The organism is Methylophaga frappieri, from assembly GCF_000260965.1.
GTDB classification, from domain to species: Bacteria; Pseudomonadota; Gammaproteobacteria; order Nitrosococcales; family Methylophagaceae; genus Methylophaga; species Methylophaga frappieri.
On record NC_017856.1, the window covers coordinates 843,343 to 863,529 of the forward strand.

Consider the following 20,187-nt stretch of genomic DNA (forward strand, 5'->3'; position numbering starts at 1 on the left):
ATGCTTGATGCAACTCCTTTATGGCTGCTGTTTGTGATTTTAAGTGGACTCCTAGTCATGTCTGCTTTTTTTTCAAGTTCCGAAACAGCATTAATGTCGTTAAATCGCTATCGTATGCAACATCTGGCTCAGCAAGGCCATCGCGGTGCTGTCATCGCCGAATCATTATTGGCAAGACCAGATCGTCTGATTGGTTTGATCCTGTTAGGAAATAATTTCGTCAATATTTCTGCCTCCTCTATCGCCACGATTATTGGTTTAAAACTGCTTGGCGAAAATGGCATTTTGATGGCAACTCTGGTCCTGACTCTCATTGTGTTGCTGTTTGCTGAAGTCATGCCAAAAACGCTGGCAGCATTACATCCGGAACGGGTAGCTTACCCAGCGAGCTTTCTGCTCAAACCATTACTCTGGTTACTTTATCCACTGGTATGGATTATCAGTATTATCACCCGCTGGATGCTCTCGTTATTTGGCATTAGCCCGGAAGACGCCAAATCCACCGCTATCAATGTCGAGGAGCTTAAAGTCGCGTTGATGGAAGCAGGTAGCATGATTCCGCACAGCCACAAAGACATGCTGATGAGTATTCTTGAACTGGAACAAGTGACGGTCAACGATGTCATGGTCCCCCGCAACGAAATTGAGGGGATCGACATCAACATGCCATTTGACGAAATTATCAAGCAGTTATCGCATTGTGGCTTCACCCGACTACCGGTCTATGAAGACAGTATGGATAACATTGTCGGCATTTTGCATGTCCGAAAAGCATTGAATTTATTGACTCAGGATGGTCTGAACCCACAGGCGTTTCGCAATATTGTCAAACCCGTTTATTTTGTGCCTGAAGACACCTCGCTGAATACTCAGTTGATCCAGTTTCAGCGTAATCGGCGCCGGACAGGCCTAGTCGTTGACGAGTATGGTGACTTGCTGGGACTGATTACCCTAGAAGACATTTTTCGTGAAATTGTCGGCGAGTTCACTGCCAACACTATTGATGACGATAAGGACATTCATCCTCAACCTGATGGCAGTTATCTTATCAATGGCACGACAACTATCCGTGAAATCAATCGGCATACTGGTTGGCAGCTACCGATAGATGGGCCAAGAACGATCAATGGCTTGGCACTGGAAATGTTAGAAAGCATTCCTGATCCAGGTGTCAGTCTGCGATTGGAAAATTATGTGCTGGAAATTATCCAAACCGCAGATAACCTGATTAAAACCGTGCGGGTTCGGCAAATTGAAATTGAAAGCGCGGCCAGTGAACCTCAAGTGTCAGCTTGACTATGGTACGGATTCAGTTTTGCAACTTGCGGCAACCGGATGCGAAAGTCCTTCATCAACGTCTCCTTGCCGCAGCAGCAACGCTGAATACAGCCATTCAGCTATTAGATGAACCGACGGCGGATATCGTTATTATTGATTTAAACCGGGCGCAACAAAGCCGGCCAACATCAAGACCAGCAAATCAAATTACCATAGGTATCGCCCAGCATAAGTCTGTCAATGATGCCAATATTGAGATTGTATTCAAATCAATACCGAACCAGCAGGAACTGGTCAACCTGCTGACCCAAGCAATGCAGCAGCCCCGGCCAAAAAAGATGTTTCGTCATTATGTCAAACGCCTGCGACCGGGAAATTGGATATTTCGCTCCGGTCCCGATAGCCGACTGCCACCTCTCATCATTGACTGCCCGCCCATCGCCATAGCACATACGGGAGATACGTTGACTTCTGCCGGCCTCATTGTGCAATGGCTTGAGCAACTGCCCAGCGATCCTAATCTGAAAATAACGACTTTACTTAATCATCTTCAACAGCTGGCTGGCGCCGCCATCAGCCAGCATCAACGGTTATTGATTCTAGAAAAATATTTGCCCGTTCTGGCCGATTTATTGTTAAACAGAAACCCTGCCGTACTGAAAACAGAAGCCAAACAAAACGAACAATTTCAAAAATTTCAAAACCAATTAATCCAAACACTGGAGGTCACCAGCCATCACTATATGCGCATCGCACAACGGGCCTATCAGGCCGGCAGACGGCCAGACAAAGACCCGATTTACCACTATTGTCTTAATCGCTGGGGCCAACTCCTAGGTTGGCAAATCCTGAAAGCTTACCAACAATTCCGACAGCCCCCTAAGTTGCTCATTAAGCAATTACATCAGCTCTACTTATATCAGGAAGCGGCGGACACATTGCATCAACCCGCTGTGGTGAAATCACTGCAAAATCTGACGGATTATCATCGGCTATATTGTCAGATCCTGCTGACTGGCCTGGCTGACCCATATCGGCTACCAGCACATGCTATTTCCCGAATTTATCAATACTTGGAGAGTCTGACGCCCAATATCAGCACAGGCAAGCTTCCCGCCTCAGCCAAAAGCCAGACCAGTTCATCGCTGTTGCAAGGCAAATTTATCATTGATTGCGAAAATGATGCCCTGCCTGTTGCTGCGGCACTTCTACCAACTGCACAGCGTCAGGCAGCGCATCTCAGGCTCTTTGATACCCAGCCTTTCATTCAGCAGTTAAAACAAACGTTACAAACGCAGCAGGCTGCATTGGGGCAATTACCCCTTCAACAGTACCAAGATCTTTTAGACAGACTGCAACAAACCCACCTGAGACAAACACAACGAAACCCACTGGACTCTGCGCAACCGGTCATGGTGTTATTCGGTCTGCAGCAGATCATTCATCATCAAAATCATAATGGAAGCAACACGCCAGAAAACCAGTGGCACTGGTTAAACCAAAGCCCTGAAGGGAGTTTGCTCAGTTATGCGGGGAAAAAACTGACTGCCAACAATCAAGACCTGATAGCAATAATTGACCTCAACGATACGCTGCGTCTCGGTTTTATTTGCTGGCTTTGTCACTACTCATCAGATACCAGAATAGGCGTCAAACTATTACCTGGTGATTTTGAGTTCGGTCACTGCACAGCCATAACCGAGCATTCACAAAAATCACCGGCCATTTTGGCAACCAATGACCAAAAAACCTGTCTGCTAACTCCGAAAGGCTGGTTTACAACTGATCGCAAGTTAATATTCCACAGCCCTCAACGAGACAGTCACGTTCACGCAAACGCGTTGCGTCAAAGCACTTTGGATTACGATTATTTCACCTGCAAGGTATCGAAAATTTCGTAATTGACCTGCTATCGCTTATTATGTTCACAGACTTCAGACATTTACTGCACAGGATTTCAGCATGCGCACATTGATAAAAGTTATTGTCGGCCTAGTCATTCTCCTTATCGTCGCCATCGCAGCCATTCCGTTTTTTGTTGACCCGAATGACTATAAGGATGAAATTGCCTCTCAAGTCGAAAAAGCGACTGGACGGCAATTAGTGATTCAAGGCGACATTGAACTCTCTGTGTTTCCATGGCTTGCTTTGCAACTTGGTCAAATGTCACTCAGTAATGCTGAGGGGTTCGAAGCGGACAATTTTGCTCAGGTTAATGCCGCTGATATCCGAATTAAACTGTTGCCATTACTCAAGAAAGAAATCGAGATGGACACCATTGTGCTCGATGGACTGGTGCTGAATCTGGAAACAGACAAAAATGGCAAAACAAATTGGCAAGATCTCAGTCAATCAGGCGAAGTCACCGCTGAAACTAACGCAGCAGATGAGATTCCTGATGATGCGCCACCCGCCTTGGCTGCTATCAGTATTGCCGGTGTCCAACTGACTGACGCTAACATTATGTGGTCGGATGCCAGTAAAGGGGAAAATTACCAGCTACGTAACCTGAACCTTGAAACGGATCCGCTTGTCCCCGGCCAACCCACCGCATTAAGCATGAAGTTTGACATTATCAGTGCTAAACCTGCCGCCAAGGCCTATGTCACTCTCGATTCAGACATCATTGTCGACATGGAAAATGAGCACTATCAGCTGACAGATCTCAATGTCACGACTCTCGCCGAAGGAAGCGAACTGCCATTTGATCAACTGAATTTAGCTTTGAATGCAGATATCAGCGCAGAAATGGCGCGACAAGTCATCACCATTGGTGACATGAATCTTGAAACCATGGTCAGTAAAGATGACCAGCAATTTACTGGCGCTTTAACCGGTCAAGTCAATGCCGACTTGAATGCCCAGAATTACACGGTGACCGACTTGTTACTTGATGGCACCATCACCGCTCCGGATTTACCCGGCGGCAAAGCTCCCGTCAAATTGAGTGCCGACGTTACTTCAAATCTGGCTTCGCAAACTGCCAGCCTGACTGATTTAGCCGTTCAGGTTCAGGAGTTAGTGTTAAATGGGCAAATCAAGGCCGAGAAAATTTTATCTGACACGCCAGCTTTCAACGGAAATATGCAGGTTAATAATTTCAATTTGCGTCAGCTCGCTGAAGATCTTAAAGTCGATTTACCCGAGATGGCCGACGAAAGCACCCTGGAAAATGTGGCCTTAAAGACACAGTTGTCTGGCTCAAGCAACCACATTGCCTTGCAGGAAATGACCGTTGTGCTCGATCAAAGTACGCTCACTGGTGATTTTCGGTTAACCAATTTTGCCGCGCCAGCCTATCAGTTTAATTTGGTACTGGATAAAATCGACGCTGATCGTTACCTGCCACCACCGTCTGAAACCGAAGCAGAGCCTGCTCCACCAGCAAGCGCTGCCGCAGGGGCTGCGACAGAACTGCCTTTGGACACCTTACGTCAGATAAACGCCAAAGGCAGTCTGAAAGTCGGTGAGCTTAAAATTACAGGGCTGACCAGCAAGAATATTCTGGTTACGATCAACGCCGAAAATGGTCTGATCAAGCTTACGCCATTACAAGCCGATTTATATGAAGGCCAATATCAGGGCAATGTCACTATCGATGCCCGCAATACACGTCTTAAATTTGCTGTCGATGAGCGTCTGACAGGGATTCAAGCCGGGCCACTTCTCAAGGATATCAGCGGCGATGACAAAATCTCTGGTAAAGCCGATGCTGCAGTGAAATTAACTGGTACCGGTGCCAATATTGACGAAATTAAAAAAAGCCTGACTGGTAACGGTAATTTCGCTTTTTCCGATGGCGCTCTGAAAGGTATCAATATTGCTGGCGCGATTCGTCAAGCCAAAGCGGTTTTACAAGGACAAAAGCTTGCTGATGATAATACGCCGCAAACAACGGACTTCAGCAAATTATCCGGTTCTTTTACCGCTAATGAAGGCATTATTCAAAATGATGATTTGGAATTAATGTCCCCCTTATTGCGTGTTCAAGGTAAGGGAAAAGCCAATCTGAGTAGTGAAGCTATTGATTATGGATTAAGAGTGTCTATTGTTGGCACCGCTGAAGGCCAAGGCGGAAAAGCCTTGGCTGATCTTAAAGGTGTCACTATTCCGGTTAAAATTACTGGTACCTTTGCCTCACCAAAACCAAGTGTTGATTTGGCTGCGGTAGTCAAAGATCAAGCTGAAGAAAAAATTAAAGCGAAGGCCGAAGAAAAATTAAAAGAGAAACTCGGCGATGAAGTTGGCGGCTTACTCGGTGGCGCCTTACTGGGCAACAAAAAAGCAGCGCCTGAAGCAGACTCCGAACCTGAAAACCAAGCGAATTCCGCACCTGAAACGGCGACATCTGAAGCAGCCCCATCTGATACGCCTGACCAAGGATCCGCGCCTTCTGCTGAAGAACAACTTAAAGAAGAAGTGAAAGATAAACTAAAAAAATTATTCTAAATAACCTGCCTCGGCCCAACAAGGTTGAGGCAAGCACGTCGTTTTTCATGTCAGAAAAGTTATTCAGCCAGCAATTGCTGGCTTGGTTTGATCAGCACGGTCGAAAAAACCTGCCATGGCAGCAACCGGCGACGCCTTATCGCGTCTGGTTGTCAGAAGTCATGCTGCAACAAACGCAAGTCAGCACCGTTATTCCATATTTTCAACGTTTTGTTGTTCGTTTTCCAGATATTCGCAGTCTGGCCGAGGCATCAACAGACGAGGTATTACAATATTGGGCAGGTCTTGGGTATTACGCGCGAGGGCGCAACCTGCACAAAGCAGCCGTTATCATGGCGCAGCAACATAATGCTGCGATACCTGAGAATTTTGACGCCTTATTGGCACTGCCGGGAATTGGACGTTCGACAGCCGGTGCCATTATGGCATTGGCCTTTCAACATCGGTACCCGATTCTGGATGGGAATGTTAAACGGGTACTTTGCCGGTTTACTGCTGAACCTGACTGGCCAGGACAAAAAAACATCGAAACCGCACTCTGGCAACTCGCTGAGTCACTGCTACCTGAACGTCGTATTAATGCGTATATTCAAGCACAGATGGATTTGGGTGCCACGGTCTGTACCCGCAGTAAGCCAGATTGTCATTGTTGTCCTTTACAGACAAATTGTCTTGGCCGTCAGACAGGCAAACCGGAACACTATCCGGTTCGCAAAAAAAAACCAGCATTGCCGGAACGACACTGCCGTTGGCTGATTTACCGTCAATCCGAAAAAATATTACTCGAAAAGCGCCCGGAAAAGGGCATTTGGGGAGGAATGTGGAGCTTCCCGGAAATTAATATCGATATGCCAATGGACGCAATTTTGGCCAGACATGCTGTCGATGACATGATTGATTTAACACCGATTCGTCATACCTTTACTCATTTTCGTCTGCAAATCATCCCGCTGTTAATAGATATTAATCAGCATGACCAGATAGAAACCAATGACAATCAACAGTGGGTTACAATAACAGACAGTCTCAGTCTGGCACTGCCAGCCCCGGTTAACAAGCTCATCCAAAAACTCAACAGAGGTGTGACATGACCCGTACCGTTCACTGCATCAAACTCGACAAAGAAGCTGAAGGACTTGATTTCCCTCCCTATCCGGGTGAGCTCGGTAAACAGTTGTGGGAGTCAGTTTCCAAAGAGGCCTGGCAGTTGTGGTTGAGTCATCAGACCATGCTAATCAATGAGTATCGTTTATCGCTAGCAGATCCCAAGTCCCAGAGCTTTCTCAAAGCCGAAATGGAAAAGTTCTTTTATGGCGAAGGCTCAGAAAAACCCGCGGATTATGTGCCGAAATAACGATATTTTTGAGTCTTCGCGCGCACATGGCAGATTTATGACTAAAGTGTCAAAAAAATTGTCCGCAACGGTGGTTTTGTGCCAAAAAGCAAAAACAATAAGAATAAGTTATTAAAAATCAAACAATTAACAGAAAAAAACGGGCATTTCAATTCAAATATGCGGGTTTTATTTAAAAAAATTTCGCTAAAAGTAAAAAATAATCGTGACTTTTGGTTATTTTTTGGGCGTACAATGAGAATGGCTCGTATTTATGAGTCAAAAAAATCGGCTTAGGCGTTAAGCCGGTAAGGTTTTAGATATTTTGAGGTTGATATGGCAGATCAAGTTACAGGTACGGTCAAATGGTTCAATGACGCAAAGGGATTTGGTTTTATTGAACGTGCAGATGGTCCGGATGTTTTCGTCCACCACAGCGCGATTCAATCTGAAGGATTCAGAACATTGAAAGAAGGACAGGCCGTCACCATGGTAGTTACCCAGGGTGCAAAAGGTCCACAGGCAGAAAACGTTATCCCAAGCTGATAGGTTTCCGCGATGATTCAGAAAAACCGGTGCAGAAATGCACCGGTTTTTTTTTAACAAAACTGCAGTGCTTGACCTGCACAATGTAAGGCGCACAATAAAAGGCTCGGATTAATCATTAAGGAAAAGACATGAAAACGGCTTCCACCTGGATGTTTCTGACCTTTTTGTTCCTGACACCTGCCCACGCTGACTTTGGCAAAATGCTCGAAGACTTTAAATCGGCCGGCAAGACGATGCTGGGACAAGAGCAAAGCCACGACGGCGAAGGCTTAGCAAATGACACCATCATAGACGGCTTACGTGAGGCATTAACACTTGGCAGTCAACGTGCCATCGACACGATCGGCCAGGAAGGTGGCTTCCTGAATAACGCGGCGATTCGTATTCCTCTGCCACCACGTGTACAAAAAGTATCGGATGTAATGAAAAAGTTTGGCATGAGTCAACTGGCTGATGACTTTGAAAACAGCATGAATCGCGCTGCAGAACAGGCAGCGCCAGAAGCAACATCTATTCTGGTTGATGCGATTAGAAGTATGTCTATTAGCGATGCCAAAACGATTCTTCAGGGCGATCAGGATGCGGCTACGCGTTATTTTGAGGATAAAACCCGACCGCGGTTGGCCACTCTTTTTTCACCGATTGTGGAAGACTCTCTGAATAATGTTGGCGCAACGCGTTATTACAATCAATTAGACAGCAAAATGCAGGCCGTGCCTGTTGTCGGTCAAAACCTGAATGTTGACCTCAATGAGTATGTTACTCAGCAGGCGTTAGACGGTTTGTTTATTATGCTTGCGGCAGAAGAACAAAAAATCCGTGAAAATCCTGCGGCACGAACGACATCATTACTGAAACAAGTTTTTGGTAAATAATAACGTCGGCGCTACTCATTGCAGCCAACATAATTTAGAATACGCCTAAAAATAATAAGGGAATTAGTTATGGCTTCTACGCATAAACTTAATCTCGCCAGTCAGGGAACCTCGCTTAAAGCATTATTTACTGGATACCTTGTGGTTGTCGCTGTCGGATACTTGATGGCTTTGGTCCAAATCCAGTTAACGCATGGTTTAGCAGATGGTGAATATGGTCTGTCGATCGATGATATTGTCTATAGTTATTATGGAAATCGTAATAACTCGTTGTTGGAAAATAAGTTACATGGTTCCATGAAACCTATGGCAACTGATGATGAGCGGGATCAGATCATTCAGTGGATCCATAGTGGGGCAAGCTCTGAAGCTTATGAAAACACGGGTATAAAACAGATATTCGAAGCGAAATGTATTATTTGTCACAATGCTGGTGCAGGCGGCACGATTCCAGATTATTCTAATTTTCAGGAAATCAAAGACCGCGCACTCGTCGATACTGGTGCCAGCATCAGCTCTTTGGCTCGAGTTTCACACATTCACTTGTTTGGTATCGCCTTCATTTTTATGTTTGTCGGCCTGGTTTTCAGTCTGGCTTCCGGGGTACCCAAACTCTTAAAAGTCACAGTCATATCGATGCCGTATATCTTTTTGCTTGTCGATATTGCGGCTTGGTGGCTGACCAAGCTACACCCGAATTTTGCTTGGTTTGTCATCATCGCAGGTGGAGCCATGGCAATGTCATTTGGATTTATGTGGATCGTTTCCATGTATGAAATGTGGATTTTGCCAAGATTCCGGGTTGATACCCGCGATGCACTGCTCGACGAGTAGTACAACCAACTGCCATAAAAAAATCCCGCCAAGTGCGGGATTTTTTTCAATTCTTAGCGAAGAAACTTATTCTTCCACTCCATCTTGCTGCTTGGCCTCCAAGGCTTCCCATTGAACAAATAAGGTTTCAAGCTCCGACTCTAACTGCGTCAACTCCTGTTGCAACGCCGTGATTTTTTCTGATGGCTGTTGATAAAAGTCAGGCTGGCTCATTTGCAATGTCAGCATTGATTGTTGTTGTTCCAGTTTTTCGATTTTTTGTGGCAAAGCTTGCAGATCAAGTTGCTGCTGATACGTTAAGGTCGATTTACGCTTTTTAGACTTGTTATCAGCCCTCGACGCAGACTGGGCGGCCTCGCCAGGAGTTGGCTTTACCGGCACAGATGCTAATTGGCGTTGATGTAACCAGTCATCATAGCCGCCGACATATTCCCGAACTACGCCGTCATCATCAAAAACGATACTGCTGGTGACCACATTGTTAAGAAAACTACGATCATGGCTGACCAGCAATAAAGTGCCGTTATAACTGGCCAGTAACTCTTCAAGCAGCTCCAGTGTTTCTGCATCCAAGTCATTGGTTGGCTCATCCATAACCAATAGGTTAGCTGGCTGAGTAAATAACTTGGCGAGTAATAACCGGTTACGTTCACCACCTGAGAGTGCTTTGACTGGCGTTCTCGCCCGCTCGGGGGTAAACAGAAAGTCCTGTAAATAACCAATAATGTGTTTACGACTGTCACCTAACTCGACAAAATCTCGGCCTTGTCCGACGTTGTCCACTACCGAAGCGTTTTCTTCAAGCTGACTCCGCAGCTGATCAAAATAAGCAACTTGTAAATTGGTTCCTAACCGTACCGAGCCGGATTGCGGCTGTTGTTTTCCTAGAACAATGCCAAGCAGGGTACTTTTACCACAGCCATTTGGACCAATAATGCCAACCCGATCACCGCGCTGAATAACGGATGAAAAGTTATCGAATAGTGTTTTTCCATCATAAGACTGACTGACGGCTTTAATTTCTGCGACTAACTTGCCGCTGCGATCCGCTTCATGGAGTTGCATCGCCACATTGCCTTGGACTTCACGACGCTGCTGGCGCTCACGACGCAGTTGCTGTAAGGCCCGGACGCGCCCTTCATTTCTGGTCCGACGTGCCTTGATACCTTGACGAATCCAGACTTCCTCCTGAGCCAGCTTTTTATCAAACTGGGCGTTTTGCTCTGCTTCCGCAGCCAGCATGGCTTCACGCTTTTGTAGAAAATTTCGATAGTCACCGGGGAAACTGGCCAACTTGCCCCGATCCAGCCAGACAATCCGAGTCGCCAATGCTTGCAGAAAGCTGCGATCGTGAGTAATAAATAAAACCGTGCCCTCGTAAGATTTTAAAAAGCCTTCCAACCAAGTGATTGAATTGATATCCAAATGATTGGTCGGCTCATCCAGCAATAAAATATCAGGCGACTTGACCAGTGCCTGGGCCAACAAGACACGCCGTTTCATCCCACCAGATAAACTGTCAAAAGACGCATCAGCAGGTAAGTCCAGCTTGGAAATTACCGTTTCAACCTGTTGTTCAAACAACCAGCCATCGGCGGCTTCCAATTGGTGCTGTGCTTTTTCAAGCCGGTTTAACACCGCCTCGCTAGCATCATCTTGCAGCTGCTGAACAATGTGGTGATACTGCACCAGTAAGGGGGCAATATCGCCCAAACCGGCGGCAACCACATCAAAAACCGTCCCCTGCGTGCCAGCCGGCACCTCTTGTTCGAGTCGGGCAATCTTCAGGTTCTGCAAATTTGTAGTATCGCCAGCATCAGCGGTGACGTCACCGGCAATAACCTTCATCAAGGTTGATTTCCCAGCACCATTACGGCCGACCAGACAGACCCGTTCGCCTTTGTCGATTTGAAAATCAACGTTTTCAAGTAAATTCGGTCCGCCAAAACTCACGGTCAGTTGTTTAAGTTGCAACAAAGCCATTAAGCTGTTTCCTGTTCAGCACGGGTTAAATCTTCACTGGCTTCAAGCCATTCCAGTTCAGTCTGCGCCAACTGCGATTTAAATTCACTTTGTTGTTGCAGCAGCTGTTTTAACTGATCCTTTTGTTCCGCTTCGTATAATTCCGGCGCAGCCAGTTGCGCTTCAATGGACTGTAATTGTTGATGTTGCTTATCCATTAATTGCTCCGCGCGCTGTACCTTTTTCTTAAGTGGTTGCAACCGCTGACGCTGCTGGGCTGCCGCTTGTCTGTCCGCTTTTTTGGGTTTGGCTAGCGCTGTTTTTGAGGCACTGTCATTGTCTTTTCCCAGCCGAAGCAATCGATAGTCATCCAAATCACCAGCAAAGGCTTTTGCTTGCCCCTCAGCAACCAACCATAAATCATCCGTGACATTCCGCAGAAAATACCGATCATGCGAGACCACAACCAATGCGCCGTCATACTCCTGCAAGGCCATGGTCAACGCATGACGCATTTCCAAATCGAGATGGTTCGTTGGCTCGTCAAGTAACAGTAACGCCGGTCGCTGATAGACCAGTATTGCCAGTACCAGTCTTGCTTTTTCACCGCCGGAAAATGGAGCCACTTTTTGCACGGCCTCATCGCCATGAAAGCCAAAACCGCCAAGATAATCACGCAACACTTGTTCCGAGGCCATCACATCTAATCGCTGCATGTGCTGTAGTGGCGACTCATCGGGTCGTAATTGTTCAAGCTGATGCTGAGCAAAATAGCCAATGACGATATCTTTTCCCTCGCGGCGCTTTCCGGATAATGGTGTCAGTTCCCCGGCAATCAGCTTAATTAAAGTTGATTTACCGGCGCCGTTAGGACCCAGCAAACCAATCCGGTCGCCGGCATTCAGGCTCAGTTTAAGTGACGTCAGCAATGGTTGCTGGTTATACCCGGCAGATGCCTCGTCAAGTGCCAGTATTGGTGTCGTCAATCTGCTAGGCTCAAAAAACCGAAAATGAAATGGCGAATCAACATGCGCCGGCGCAATCATTTCCATTCTTGCCAAAGCCTTGAGACGACTTTGTGCCTGTTTGGCTTTGGTCGCTTTCGCCTTAAAGCGGTTAACAAAACTGCGAATATGCGCCACTTCCCGTTGTTGTTTATCATGTGCCGCTTGTTGATTTGCCAGATGCATAGCCCGAGCTTGCTCAAAATCACTATAGTTACCGGTGTACAACTTGATTCGCTGCTGCTCGATATGGGCGATCTGATTGACGACCCGATCCAGGAAGTCGCGATCATGCGAGATAACAATCAGCGTGCCACTATATTGTCTTAGCCACTCTTCCAGCCAATAAACAGCTTCCAGGTCGAGATGATTTGTTGGCTCATCAAGCAGTAACAAATCACTACGACACATCAACGCCTGCGCCAGATTGAGTCGCATCCGCCAGCCACCAGAAAACGAGCGTACGGCTTGAGTCTGTTGCGCTGCGGAGAAACCTAACCCATGCAGCAATCGCGCCGCTCTGCTACGGCCGCTGTAGCCATCAATCAGACTCAGTGCGTCATGTAATTGCGTTTGCTGATGACCATCTTCTTGTCGCTCCGCTTCGGCAAGCTTTAGTAAGAGATCGCTGAGCGGGGCATCTCCTTCCAAAACATAATCAATCGCTGGCGTGTCGACAGCGGGTGTCTCTTGCGCCACATGCGCAATAACCCAATTGGCCGGCATATCCAAATCACCACTATCCGCCGATAATTGACCACGCATCATGGCAAACAAACTGGATTTTCCAGCACCGTTGGCGCCGGTTAAACCGACACGCTGTCCAGGATGAATGACGAGATTAGCCTGTTCAAAAAGAACTCGCGGGCCGCGACGCAAAATGAGTTGAGTCAGTTTTATCATGGCGCGAATTGTAACGGATTCGTGCGGATTTATGCCCGAATAATTAGTTCAGCGTCATTGGTAACTGCCAATCAATGGGCTCTCTTCCGTGCTGTGCGAGATAGGCATTGGCTTGACTAAAATGCCGACACCCCAGAAAGCCCCGATGTGCGGACAAGGGCGAAGGATGCGTCGACTTAAGAACAAGATGATGTTCGCTGTCTATAGCGGCCCCTTTTTTCTGGGCATAACTGCCCCACAGCATGAAAACAACATGCTGAGACTGCTGGCTGACAATCTCAACGATCCGGTCTGTAAACTGCTCCCAGCCTTTGCCCTGATGTGCGTTGGCCTGATTTTGCTCTACGGTGAGTACCGCATTCAATAGCAACACACCTTGCTTTGCCCAAGATTCGAGACAACCATGTTGCGGTACAGCAAAATTGACATCATCAATTAACTCTTTATAGATATTCTTCAACGAAGGCGGGACGGCAACACCGGGTTTGACCGAAAAACACAGACCATGCGCTTGACCGGGTTGGTGATAAGGATCTTGCCCCAAAATGACCACCTTCACTGTCGATAAGGGAGTGGCTTCGAGCGCATGAAACCAGTCCGATGAATGCGGGTAAATCACCTTTTGTCGCTGCTTTTCCTGCTGCAAAAATGTCTTTAATACTGCCATATAGGGCTTGGAAAACTCATCAGTTAACACTTTCTGCCACTCAGGTGCTTGTTCTAAAGCCATGACGACTCCGATTTAAACCTCATTAAAACATCATGCTAACAGCTTGCTTAACTGACACATAACGCATCGTCAGAGATCGTCAATCGCTTTTATTCAGGCCCTGCCATCTGTTTGAGATGCATGATGCTGATGAAACCAGTTCGGTTTCGACACGGTCATTCATTTAAAATCAGGCATGTTTAAGGTAAATTGATACGATGACTAAAATTAATAAAACACAGACGGAGTGGCAATCAGCGCTGACAGAAGAGCAGTTTCGGGTAACGCGTCAGGCAGGAACCGAAGCCCCCTTTTCCGGCAAGTACTATGATTTTAATGAGACAGGTCGTTATCAATGCATTTGTTGTGGTGTAACGCTGTTTCATTCTGATGCGAAATTTGACGCAGGCTGTGGCTGGCCCAGTTTTTCTTCACAAATCGAACATGGTGTGGTCAGTCACCATCAGGATGACAGTCACGGCATGCAGCGTATCGAAGTCAGATGTAGCCAGTGTGACGCGCATCTTGGCCATGTATTTGATGATGGGCCAGAACCAACCGGTCTTCGTTATTGCATTAACTCTGTTGCAATTAACTTCGATGAAGAAAACTGACTGGACTTTATATATTGTCAGCACAGAAGACGGGGCGCTTTATACCGGAATTACGACCGACCTTGCTCGTCGGCTTAAGCAACATCGACAGGAACTTGCTGGCGGTGCAAAGTTTTTTCGCCGGAGTCCGTTAGCCGCGTTGCTTTATCAGGAAAAACATGCCGATCGACGGAGCGCCAGTCAACGCGAATACGCGATTAAACAGTTAAGCAAACAACAAAAGCTAAAATTAATTAATGACAAAACAGCAAGTTGAAAGGAAGAGAGATAAATACTGAGAAGAAGCGAGATAAATGCGGGGTGAGCTGGGATTAAGTGGGTTTACTTGGGGTGGCGGTTTGGAAATGTTTTACAAATACAGCAAAAGAAAAAATGGCTGACCAGAGCGGCCAGCCGAACGATTAAAACAAAGTTGTCTGATTTGGGTCACCTTTAGCGCGCACACGTTTGATGATTTTATAGATGGCCCTGATTGTTAGATTGTAATCCTTAGCCAAGATGTGGTGATTACGGCCATTGAATTTATCATAGATTTCCTCGTCCCGACTGCTGATTTGATAGTGATGATCTTTTGGGAAAGTGAAGTTCTGGCCACCCCAGTTGTTTGCCAGGTGGTCAGCGATAGCACAGCCAATCTGGTCGGCTAGATCAGCCTCGATACCGTGCTCACCGGCGACTGAGCTCACCTGTGCATGAATATCTTCCAGCAGCTCGTGGCGTCTTGTTTCCATCATTGAATCTCTGCTCATTTCCTCACCTACCTATATCTCTTCATTGACTGGGAATCAGACTTAATACGTCTTTTATAGATGGCCAACGATTAGTTGTTTCTGCTGTTTCCATAAATGCTCTATACAGCCGATTTTCACCTCTAAAATGATTTTTTCTATCCCAGTTACGCTTTGGCCACATACCTGATATGAAACGGTCAACAACCATTGGAATAGTGTCGTATGCAGGTACATTCTCCAGCCCCATCAGCATCATTTCTGCCATGGCGCCACAAATGGTTTTGGTGAACCACTCGTCAATCCCTTCCAGATTCGGATAGTTTTTGAGCATATCTATCGTCATCGCTGATTTAGACTGACGTGCCGCTGCAGCGGGTAATTGTCCGGCGCTCGTATTGACTGCAGACGAAACACTGACAGTCTCAATGACACGCTTAAGATAGTTATGATTGGTGAGTGGTTTGAAACTGCCTTCATCCTGCTTTATCCGCATAGCCTGAACTGTTTCATTCATCGCCACAGCCAGACGGCTTTTATCATCAGACAGTTCTAGTACCTCGTTTGCAAGTCTTAACGCACGGTCATTAGCGAGATCACGCGAACTGCTTCGGAATAGGCCCATATAAACAATGAGTGAGCGCCCAACACCTTCAGGGAGATCGATAAGCAGCGCAAGCAGATCACTGGCCGATTTATCCTGGGCCATTTGCTCTATTGATATTCGACAATGGCATGAAGGACATCTATTGAGCTGCATATTCAAATTCCAGCTTTTCATTGAGAGAATCGACGATTGCAATTAATAAACTCGGGTTGCGACGCCACTTATCTGCATCTTTCCTACCGGATATCAGATGCTCAACATAAGAGACGTCTAGGTTCAGGGCATCCAGAAGATATTCGATATCAGCCAGCAGCTTGCGTTTCTTTTGTTCAACTTCGAGTGCAGCAATGATCGACTCGAAATGTTTGCGTTCATGCACCCATTCCAGGCGCTGCATACCTGGTCTGCCCAGTGTTTTTTCACCGTTGCCGCCAGTAATGCGAAATGCAATAGACTCTGCGTATTGCCAGCTGAGACCCATATCGGCCAGTAAGGCTTCAATTTTCTTCATATACGGGCTTGGATTGACTGGTTTACGGCCAGCACGTTTCGGCGAGCGTTTAGTGATGACTTTGGCATCACGAAGCACTCTGACTAGCTGTTCCAATTCGCGATCGGTCATCTTGCTGCAGCTGCGTTTGCCGGTATGCTGTTCCTGCCAGTCGCGACGGCTTTCTTCATCACTAAAAAGCCTGTCAGCACCAATATGTACCAATTGAATGAGTTGTCTTCGCTGGCTCATTTGGCACCTTGATATGTGCTGTTATTAGTAAGTCTTTGATACCGGTTAATAAATAGTATGTAAGCCTGTTCCGGTGATAATGGCTGAATGATTTGATCGACTGGTTCGATACTATTTAGCAGCATCCATTCATCATCTTGTTCAGTCATAAGGTCACGTCGTTCTGTTGCCAACATAACTAAGTCAGCATGCTTGATTATTTGTGGCAGCTCAGTTGGCAACCCAAACTGGGCAAAAACAGCTTGCTCAACACGCTTTTCAATTACTCGGTAATCAGGAAGAAGGTTTTTAAGCGGTCTTGCGATATCGCCAACAAAAGCTTCTGCAGCATCATGAAGTAACGCATGAAGCGCATAGTCAGGTGGCACGATCTCTGACGTAAGTACTGAGTGTTGGGCCACGCTGTAAAAAGCTTTTGTATGGCCAGCAAAGCGACAAATATTTGATAGGCCATGGGCAATGACATGAATATCAAATTCGGACTTCTCTGGCGTGATGAAGTCGAAGTACTGACCGTTAACCGTTAAGATATCTGGCCGCATCTGCTCAGCCTGCACAGGCTTATTTGCACCGTTTATTACAGCTGTACAGTCAGCCATGAATTTAGCAAAACGTTCAGCATCATTTGGTTTTAATACAAAACTGACTGGTGGTAAGCCGTCTTCTAAGTCGAAATTCATCTGAGTCATATTTCTTCTCCTGATCTAATTAGCTGCGGTACCTAGTTACTTCGCCCCGCGTCATCGCTTGACAGCTGATACGGTTTTGGCTTTTCGCCAGGACCGCATTCGACTGATGGCTCCACCTATCGACAGCATCCAGGGCCTCCAGGCCTTACAAGCCATCAGTCGAATACGTGACCCGTCTCGTGAGTCAGTCGGCATCGCCCAGTGGGGAAATGGGAAAACCACCGTCTTTGCTGCAGACTGTTAGTTTCGTGCTGGCGCCACCTGTCTGCTGACGCGCCTTGGGGTATTCCTTATCCGTTACCAATGGCCGCCTGTTTACGGCCATTCACACCCTGATGAAACTGGACTTTCTTACCTTCGCTAACGCCACTATCGAAGGCCGAGTAATCGTGATTTCTGGCTTTGCCGGTACGGTCGAGTGGCGCTTTGCTCTTTAACTTATCGCTCCAGCGGTTATCGATGTATTTGGTTAGCGCATTCTTTTCTGCTTTGGTGTTTTGGTGTGGTGTGATCTGTTCAGACACAGCCAGCACCCAGCCCTGACAAAAAATGTCAGCACGGCGAACTTTTGTTGATTGCTTCAGACGCTTATTAAGTGACTTGATGTACTCGCTGCGAGCCCGTTTCAACTGACGAAGAAGTACTTCGTAGGCATAGGCTGAAATTGATGCAGCACCGTTAATGCCGATAAATTCGAGATAGCCTTTCATCGTCCAGCTCTTGCGATCTAAAAGCTGGGTGTAGATAGCCTGCGCTCCGAATGCCTGGCAAACCATATCAACCAGAATGGCTATATGACTTGGTGGCGTTTTGCCTGCACCGGATGGTGTCAGTCTGGCATCCACATCACTGATCACCACGTCATCCATAGATATGCCATGTTTTTTCATCAAGGTCTGGGCTTGACGTAAGGCAGTAGCAGCTTCATGTGGGTTACTGCTTTTCGCCAGCCGCAAACATTTTTTAATTTTGTCTAAGATGTCTGGGTTCATTGTTATCCCTTTGCATTGTTGCAATTGCGTTTTTCCTTTGGGTACCACTCGGTACTAATGGCCCAAAAAACAATCAAAACCCAAAGTAATGTTGTTTCACGATCATTGATTTCTAGAATGGTTGCTGCCATTACCAGTGAGGCGAAAGCAATGCCTTGTCCAAGGAATTTCATACTGACTGCATCCCTTAAAAGGCTGCCAAATCCAGCGGCATCGGCACATATTGATCAGACTTGCCAACGCGTTTATATACCCGCACATAGACAGCGGTACCGGTAACCTGAATGGAGTCCTTGAGGGCTTCCATGGCTTTCTTCCATTGTTCATCATCAATATCAAGGCGGAGCAGATCGAGTATTGCTGACATTTTTATCTTGCCTTGGTTATTAGTGCGAAATGCACGATCGACCAGTGCCTTGATATTGTTATTAGCCCCTTCTGACCAGCGGTTTATGCACTGATTGATCAATTCTTTTGCTGCTTCGATTTCCTCGGTCGCAGTGATACGTTCAGCGTAGCTACGTACCACCTTGAATCCACCGTCATACGTGGAAATTGTGACGTTACCCTTCTTACCACCCAGATTTACGCCATACTTTTCACCGGCAATGGTGACCAGGTCTTCGATATCGCCGAGTGCTTTTTGCTTGAATTGCTTCAACCGTTCATGCAGATCTGCTGCCTCCTGAACTAACTCTTTAGCGACTTCATCACGCAGCTTGTCGTGAGGCCTGACTTCCTCCAGTGGCACCATGTGACCAGCTGCGTTTCGCATATAGCCTTCAGGTACTGGCGGTCTGGTTTGTTCAGTGGTATTGCTCATAATGTGACTCCTTATTAATGAGTGATAATCAGGCCGGTACTTTCCACTGCACCTGGCAGTTGTGCAGGTTGGTGGCATAGGTCTCCAGGCGGCGGTGGCCGACTTTAATGCGGGTCATCGTGCCGCCCATCAAACCGCCTGGTGTTTTGTTGAAACCGAGGATCGTGATGCGTGGTCGACCGTCTTTGATCTCGATGCCGGTGATAGTCAGATTTCGCTTGGCCAGCTCTGCCATGCAGTGACGGACGTCTTCGAATTTCTGGCTAATAATTTGATTGTTTTTGCTCATGGTGATCGCCTCAGTCAATGGCATGTTTTCTGTAGTCAGCTTGAATCTCTCTCAGCACTAGACTGATATCAGGTTCGAGCACACTGGCCAGTTCGGAAAGCACAGCCAGTTTCATGGCCACATTGGGAACACGTTCCGGTTTGAGCTGTTTTTTTAGCCTGTCGATGGCAGCAAAGACACCTTCTTCTTTTTCATCACTAGATAAGCCAAACAGTGTTGGGATGTTATCGATATGCAACTGCTGCTGAGGTTTCTGCTCTTGTTTATCAAAGCAATTCGGCCGCTCTTTACCACAGTCTGGGGACGTATCTTCATGACTAGATTCGCCGGGATTATCATTAAGGTCTGGAATCAGGCTGTTTGGGTCATGATCTGAGACGTCATAGCGTTTGATACCTTCGTAAGTACCAACACCAAAAACGTATTTTCCGAGCATTTTTAGATGCTGGTTTTTAATCAGCCAATCAACGGCCTCGGAGACTTCTTCCTCCGAGGCTTTGCCATCAAAAAGACTGACCATAGCCGACATACCAAACTTGGTTTTATCGGCTGAGTCGGTGATATAAAACATGACCCGGTCACGGATAAACTTTGTTCTTGCAGTAATTGAGGCCATCATTTATCACCTTTATCAGGATTGTTTTTTTCTGCATTGATACGGTCATAAATCTCTTCACGATGGACCGTCACATCCTTTGGCGCATCAACACCGATACGGACTTGATTGCCTTTTACGCCAAGCACATTGACGACAACGTCATCACCAATAATCAGGCTCTCACCAACTTTTCTGGTTAAAATCAACAT

24 protein-coding genes are annotated in these 20,187 nt (G+C 46.7%); 12 read left to right on the plus strand and 12 right to left on the minus strand.

The window, feature by feature from the left end; translation table 11 throughout:
• The 9 genes from Q7C_RS03825 (at position 1) to Q7C_RS03865 (ending at position 9,318) form a co-directional block, all read left to right on the plus strand.
• Positions 1-1,296, plus strand: a complete 1,296-nt coding sequence (locus Q7C_RS03825) for an HlyC/CorC family transporter (RefSeq protein ID WP_014703379.1) — start codon at positions 1-3, stop codon at positions 1,294-1,296.
• On the plus strand, positions 1,293-3,179 hold the full coding sequence (locus tag Q7C_RS03830) for a hypothetical protein (protein WP_151194717.1): 1,887 nt from the start codon (positions 1,293-1,295) through the stop codon (positions 3,177-3,179). Before Q7C_RS03825 ends, Q7C_RS03830 begins: the two co-directional genes overlap by 4 nt.
• Before the next feature lie 61 nt (positions 3,180-3,240).
• Positions 3,241-5,727 carry an AsmA family protein gene (locus Q7C_RS03835; RefSeq protein WP_014703381.1) on the plus strand — a complete coding sequence of 829 codons (2,487 nt, stop codon included), beginning with the start codon at positions 3,241-3,243 and terminating at the stop codon, positions 5,725-5,727.
• A 47-nt stretch (positions 5,728-5,774) separates the two neighbouring features.
• The gene (gene mutY, locus Q7C_RS03840; protein ID WP_014703382.1) at positions 5,775-6,818 is read left to right on the plus strand and encodes an A/G-specific adenine glycosylase; all 1,044 of its coding nucleotides are present in this window, start codon (positions 5,775-5,777) and stop codon (positions 6,816-6,818) included.
• Positions 6,815-7,081 (plus strand): oxidative damage protection protein, encoded by a 267-nt coding sequence (locus tag Q7C_RS03845; RefSeq protein WP_014703383.1) that lies wholly within the window; start codon positions 6,815-6,817, stop codon positions 7,079-7,081. The genes mutY and Q7C_RS03845 overlap by 4 nt, the downstream gene beginning before the upstream one ends.
• Before the next feature lie 78 nt (positions 7,082-7,159).
• Entirely contained in the window at positions 7,160-7,357 is a 198-nt protein-coding gene (locus Q7C_RS03850; RefSeq protein WP_014703384.1) for a hypothetical protein, read from the plus strand.
• A gap of 39 nt (positions 7,358-7,396) precedes the next feature.
• A complete protein-coding gene (locus Q7C_RS03855; protein WP_014703385.1) occupies positions 7,397-7,606 on the plus strand; it encodes a cold-shock protein in 210 nt (69 codons plus the stop codon).
• A gap of 131 nt (positions 7,607-7,737) precedes the next feature.
• Complete coding sequence (locus Q7C_RS03860) at positions 7,738-8,484, plus strand: DUF4197 domain-containing protein (protein WP_014703386.1); 747 nt, start codon at positions 7,738-7,740, stop codon at positions 8,482-8,484.
• A 69-nt stretch (positions 8,485-8,553) separates the two neighbouring features.
• The gene (locus Q7C_RS03865) at positions 8,554-9,318 is read left to right on the plus strand and encodes a hypothetical protein (RefSeq protein WP_041366489.1); all 765 of its coding nucleotides are present in this window, start codon (positions 8,554-8,556) and stop codon (positions 9,316-9,318) included.
• 66 nt (positions 9,319-9,384) lie between these two features.
• Here the strand turns inward: Q7C_RS03865 and Q7C_RS03870 are convergent, their stop codons facing one another.
• Genes Q7C_RS03870 through ung form a run of 3 tightly spaced genes read right to left on the minus strand, consistent with a single transcriptional unit; the run spans position 9,385 to position 13,917 of the window.
• Entirely contained in the window at positions 9,385-11,301 is a 1,917-nt protein-coding gene (locus Q7C_RS03870) for an ATP-binding cassette domain-containing protein (RefSeq protein WP_014703388.1), read from the minus strand.
• Complete coding sequence (locus tag Q7C_RS03875) at positions 11,301-13,187, minus strand: ATP-binding cassette domain-containing protein (protein ID WP_014703389.1); 1,887 nt, start codon at positions 13,185-13,187, stop codon at positions 11,301-11,303. The genes Q7C_RS03870 and Q7C_RS03875 overlap by 1 nt, the downstream gene beginning before the upstream one ends.
• A 43-nt stretch (positions 13,188-13,230) precedes the next feature.
• On the minus strand, positions 13,231-13,917 hold the full coding sequence (gene ung, locus Q7C_RS03880; protein ID WP_014703390.1) for a uracil-DNA glycosylase: 687 nt from the start codon (positions 13,915-13,917) through the stop codon (positions 13,231-13,233).
• A gap of 197 nt (positions 13,918-14,114) precedes the next feature.
• Between ung and msrB the strand changes: the two genes are divergently transcribed.
• Positions 14,115-14,510 carry a peptide-methionine (R)-S-oxide reductase MsrB gene (gene msrB, locus Q7C_RS03885; protein WP_014703391.1) on the plus strand — a complete coding sequence of 132 codons (396 nt, stop codon included), beginning with the start codon at positions 14,115-14,117 and terminating at the stop codon, positions 14,508-14,510.
• The gene (locus tag Q7C_RS03890; RefSeq protein WP_014703392.1) at positions 14,497-14,766 is read left to right on the plus strand and encodes a GIY-YIG nuclease family protein; all 270 of its coding nucleotides are present in this window, start codon (positions 14,497-14,499) and stop codon (positions 14,764-14,766) included. The genes msrB and Q7C_RS03890 overlap by 14 nt, the downstream gene beginning before the upstream one ends.
• Positions 14,767-14,911: 145 nt before the next feature.
• Here the strand turns inward: Q7C_RS03890 and Q7C_RS03895 are convergent, their stop codons facing one another.
• The 4 genes from Q7C_RS03895 to Q7C_RS03910 are packed head-to-tail and all read right to left on the minus strand — an operon-like array spanning position 14,912 to position 17,276.
• The gene (locus Q7C_RS03895) at positions 14,912-15,259 is read right to left on the minus strand and encodes a Mor transcription activator family protein (RefSeq protein WP_041366492.1); all 348 of its coding nucleotides are present in this window, start codon (positions 15,257-15,259) and stop codon (positions 14,912-14,914) included.
• Positions 15,260-15,281: 22 nt separating this feature from the next.
• Entirely contained in the window at positions 15,282-15,947 is a 666-nt protein-coding gene (locus Q7C_RS13270; RefSeq protein ID WP_014703394.1) for a hypothetical protein, read from the minus strand.
• A gap of 37 nt (positions 15,948-15,984) precedes the next feature.
• Positions 15,985-16,587 carry a regulatory protein GemA gene (locus tag Q7C_RS03905; protein WP_014703395.1) on the minus strand — a complete coding sequence of 201 codons (603 nt, stop codon included), beginning with the start codon at positions 16,585-16,587 and terminating at the stop codon, positions 15,985-15,987.
• A complete protein-coding gene (locus Q7C_RS03910) occupies positions 16,584-17,276 on the minus strand; it encodes a hypothetical protein (protein ID WP_014703396.1) in 693 nt (230 codons plus the stop codon). Before Q7C_RS03910 ends, Q7C_RS03905 begins: the two co-directional genes overlap by 4 nt.
• A 106-nt stretch (positions 17,277-17,382) precedes the next feature.
• On the opposite strand from Q7C_RS03910, the gene Q7C_RS13665 reads away from it, so the two are divergent.
• Positions 17,383-17,520 carry a hypothetical protein gene (locus Q7C_RS13665; RefSeq protein WP_187287371.1) on the plus strand — a complete coding sequence of 46 codons (138 nt, stop codon included), beginning with the start codon at positions 17,383-17,385 and terminating at the stop codon, positions 17,518-17,520.
• 46 nt (positions 17,521-17,566) lie between these two features.
• Here the strand turns inward: Q7C_RS13665 and Q7C_RS03915 are convergent, their stop codons facing one another.
• The 5 genes from Q7C_RS03915 to csrA all read right to left on the minus strand — a co-directional run bounded on the left by Q7C_RS03915 (position 17,567) and on the right by csrA (position 20,187).
• A complete protein-coding gene (locus Q7C_RS03915) occupies positions 17,567-18,268 on the minus strand; it encodes a DUF2786 domain-containing protein (protein WP_014703398.1) in 702 nt (233 codons plus the stop codon).
• 187 nt (positions 18,269-18,455) lie between these two features.
• The gene (locus tag Q7C_RS03920) at positions 18,456-19,091 is read right to left on the minus strand and encodes a DUF3164 family protein (RefSeq protein WP_014703400.1); all 636 of its coding nucleotides are present in this window, start codon (positions 19,089-19,091) and stop codon (positions 18,456-18,458) included.
• Between the two features lie 28 nt (positions 19,092-19,119).
• Entirely contained in the window at positions 19,120-19,380 is a 261-nt protein-coding gene (locus Q7C_RS03925) for a hypothetical protein (RefSeq protein ID WP_014703401.1), read from the minus strand.
• A 10-nt stretch (positions 19,381-19,390) separates the two neighbouring features.
• Complete coding sequence (locus Q7C_RS03930) at positions 19,391-19,999, minus strand: hypothetical protein (RefSeq protein WP_151194718.1); 609 nt, start codon at positions 19,997-19,999, stop codon at positions 19,391-19,393.
• Positions 19,996-20,187, minus strand: coding sequence for a carbon storage regulator CsrA (gene csrA, locus Q7C_RS03935; protein ID WP_014703403.1), 192 nt, complete (start codon positions 20,185-20,187; stop codon positions 19,996-19,998). The genes Q7C_RS03930 and csrA overlap by 4 nt, the downstream gene beginning before the upstream one ends.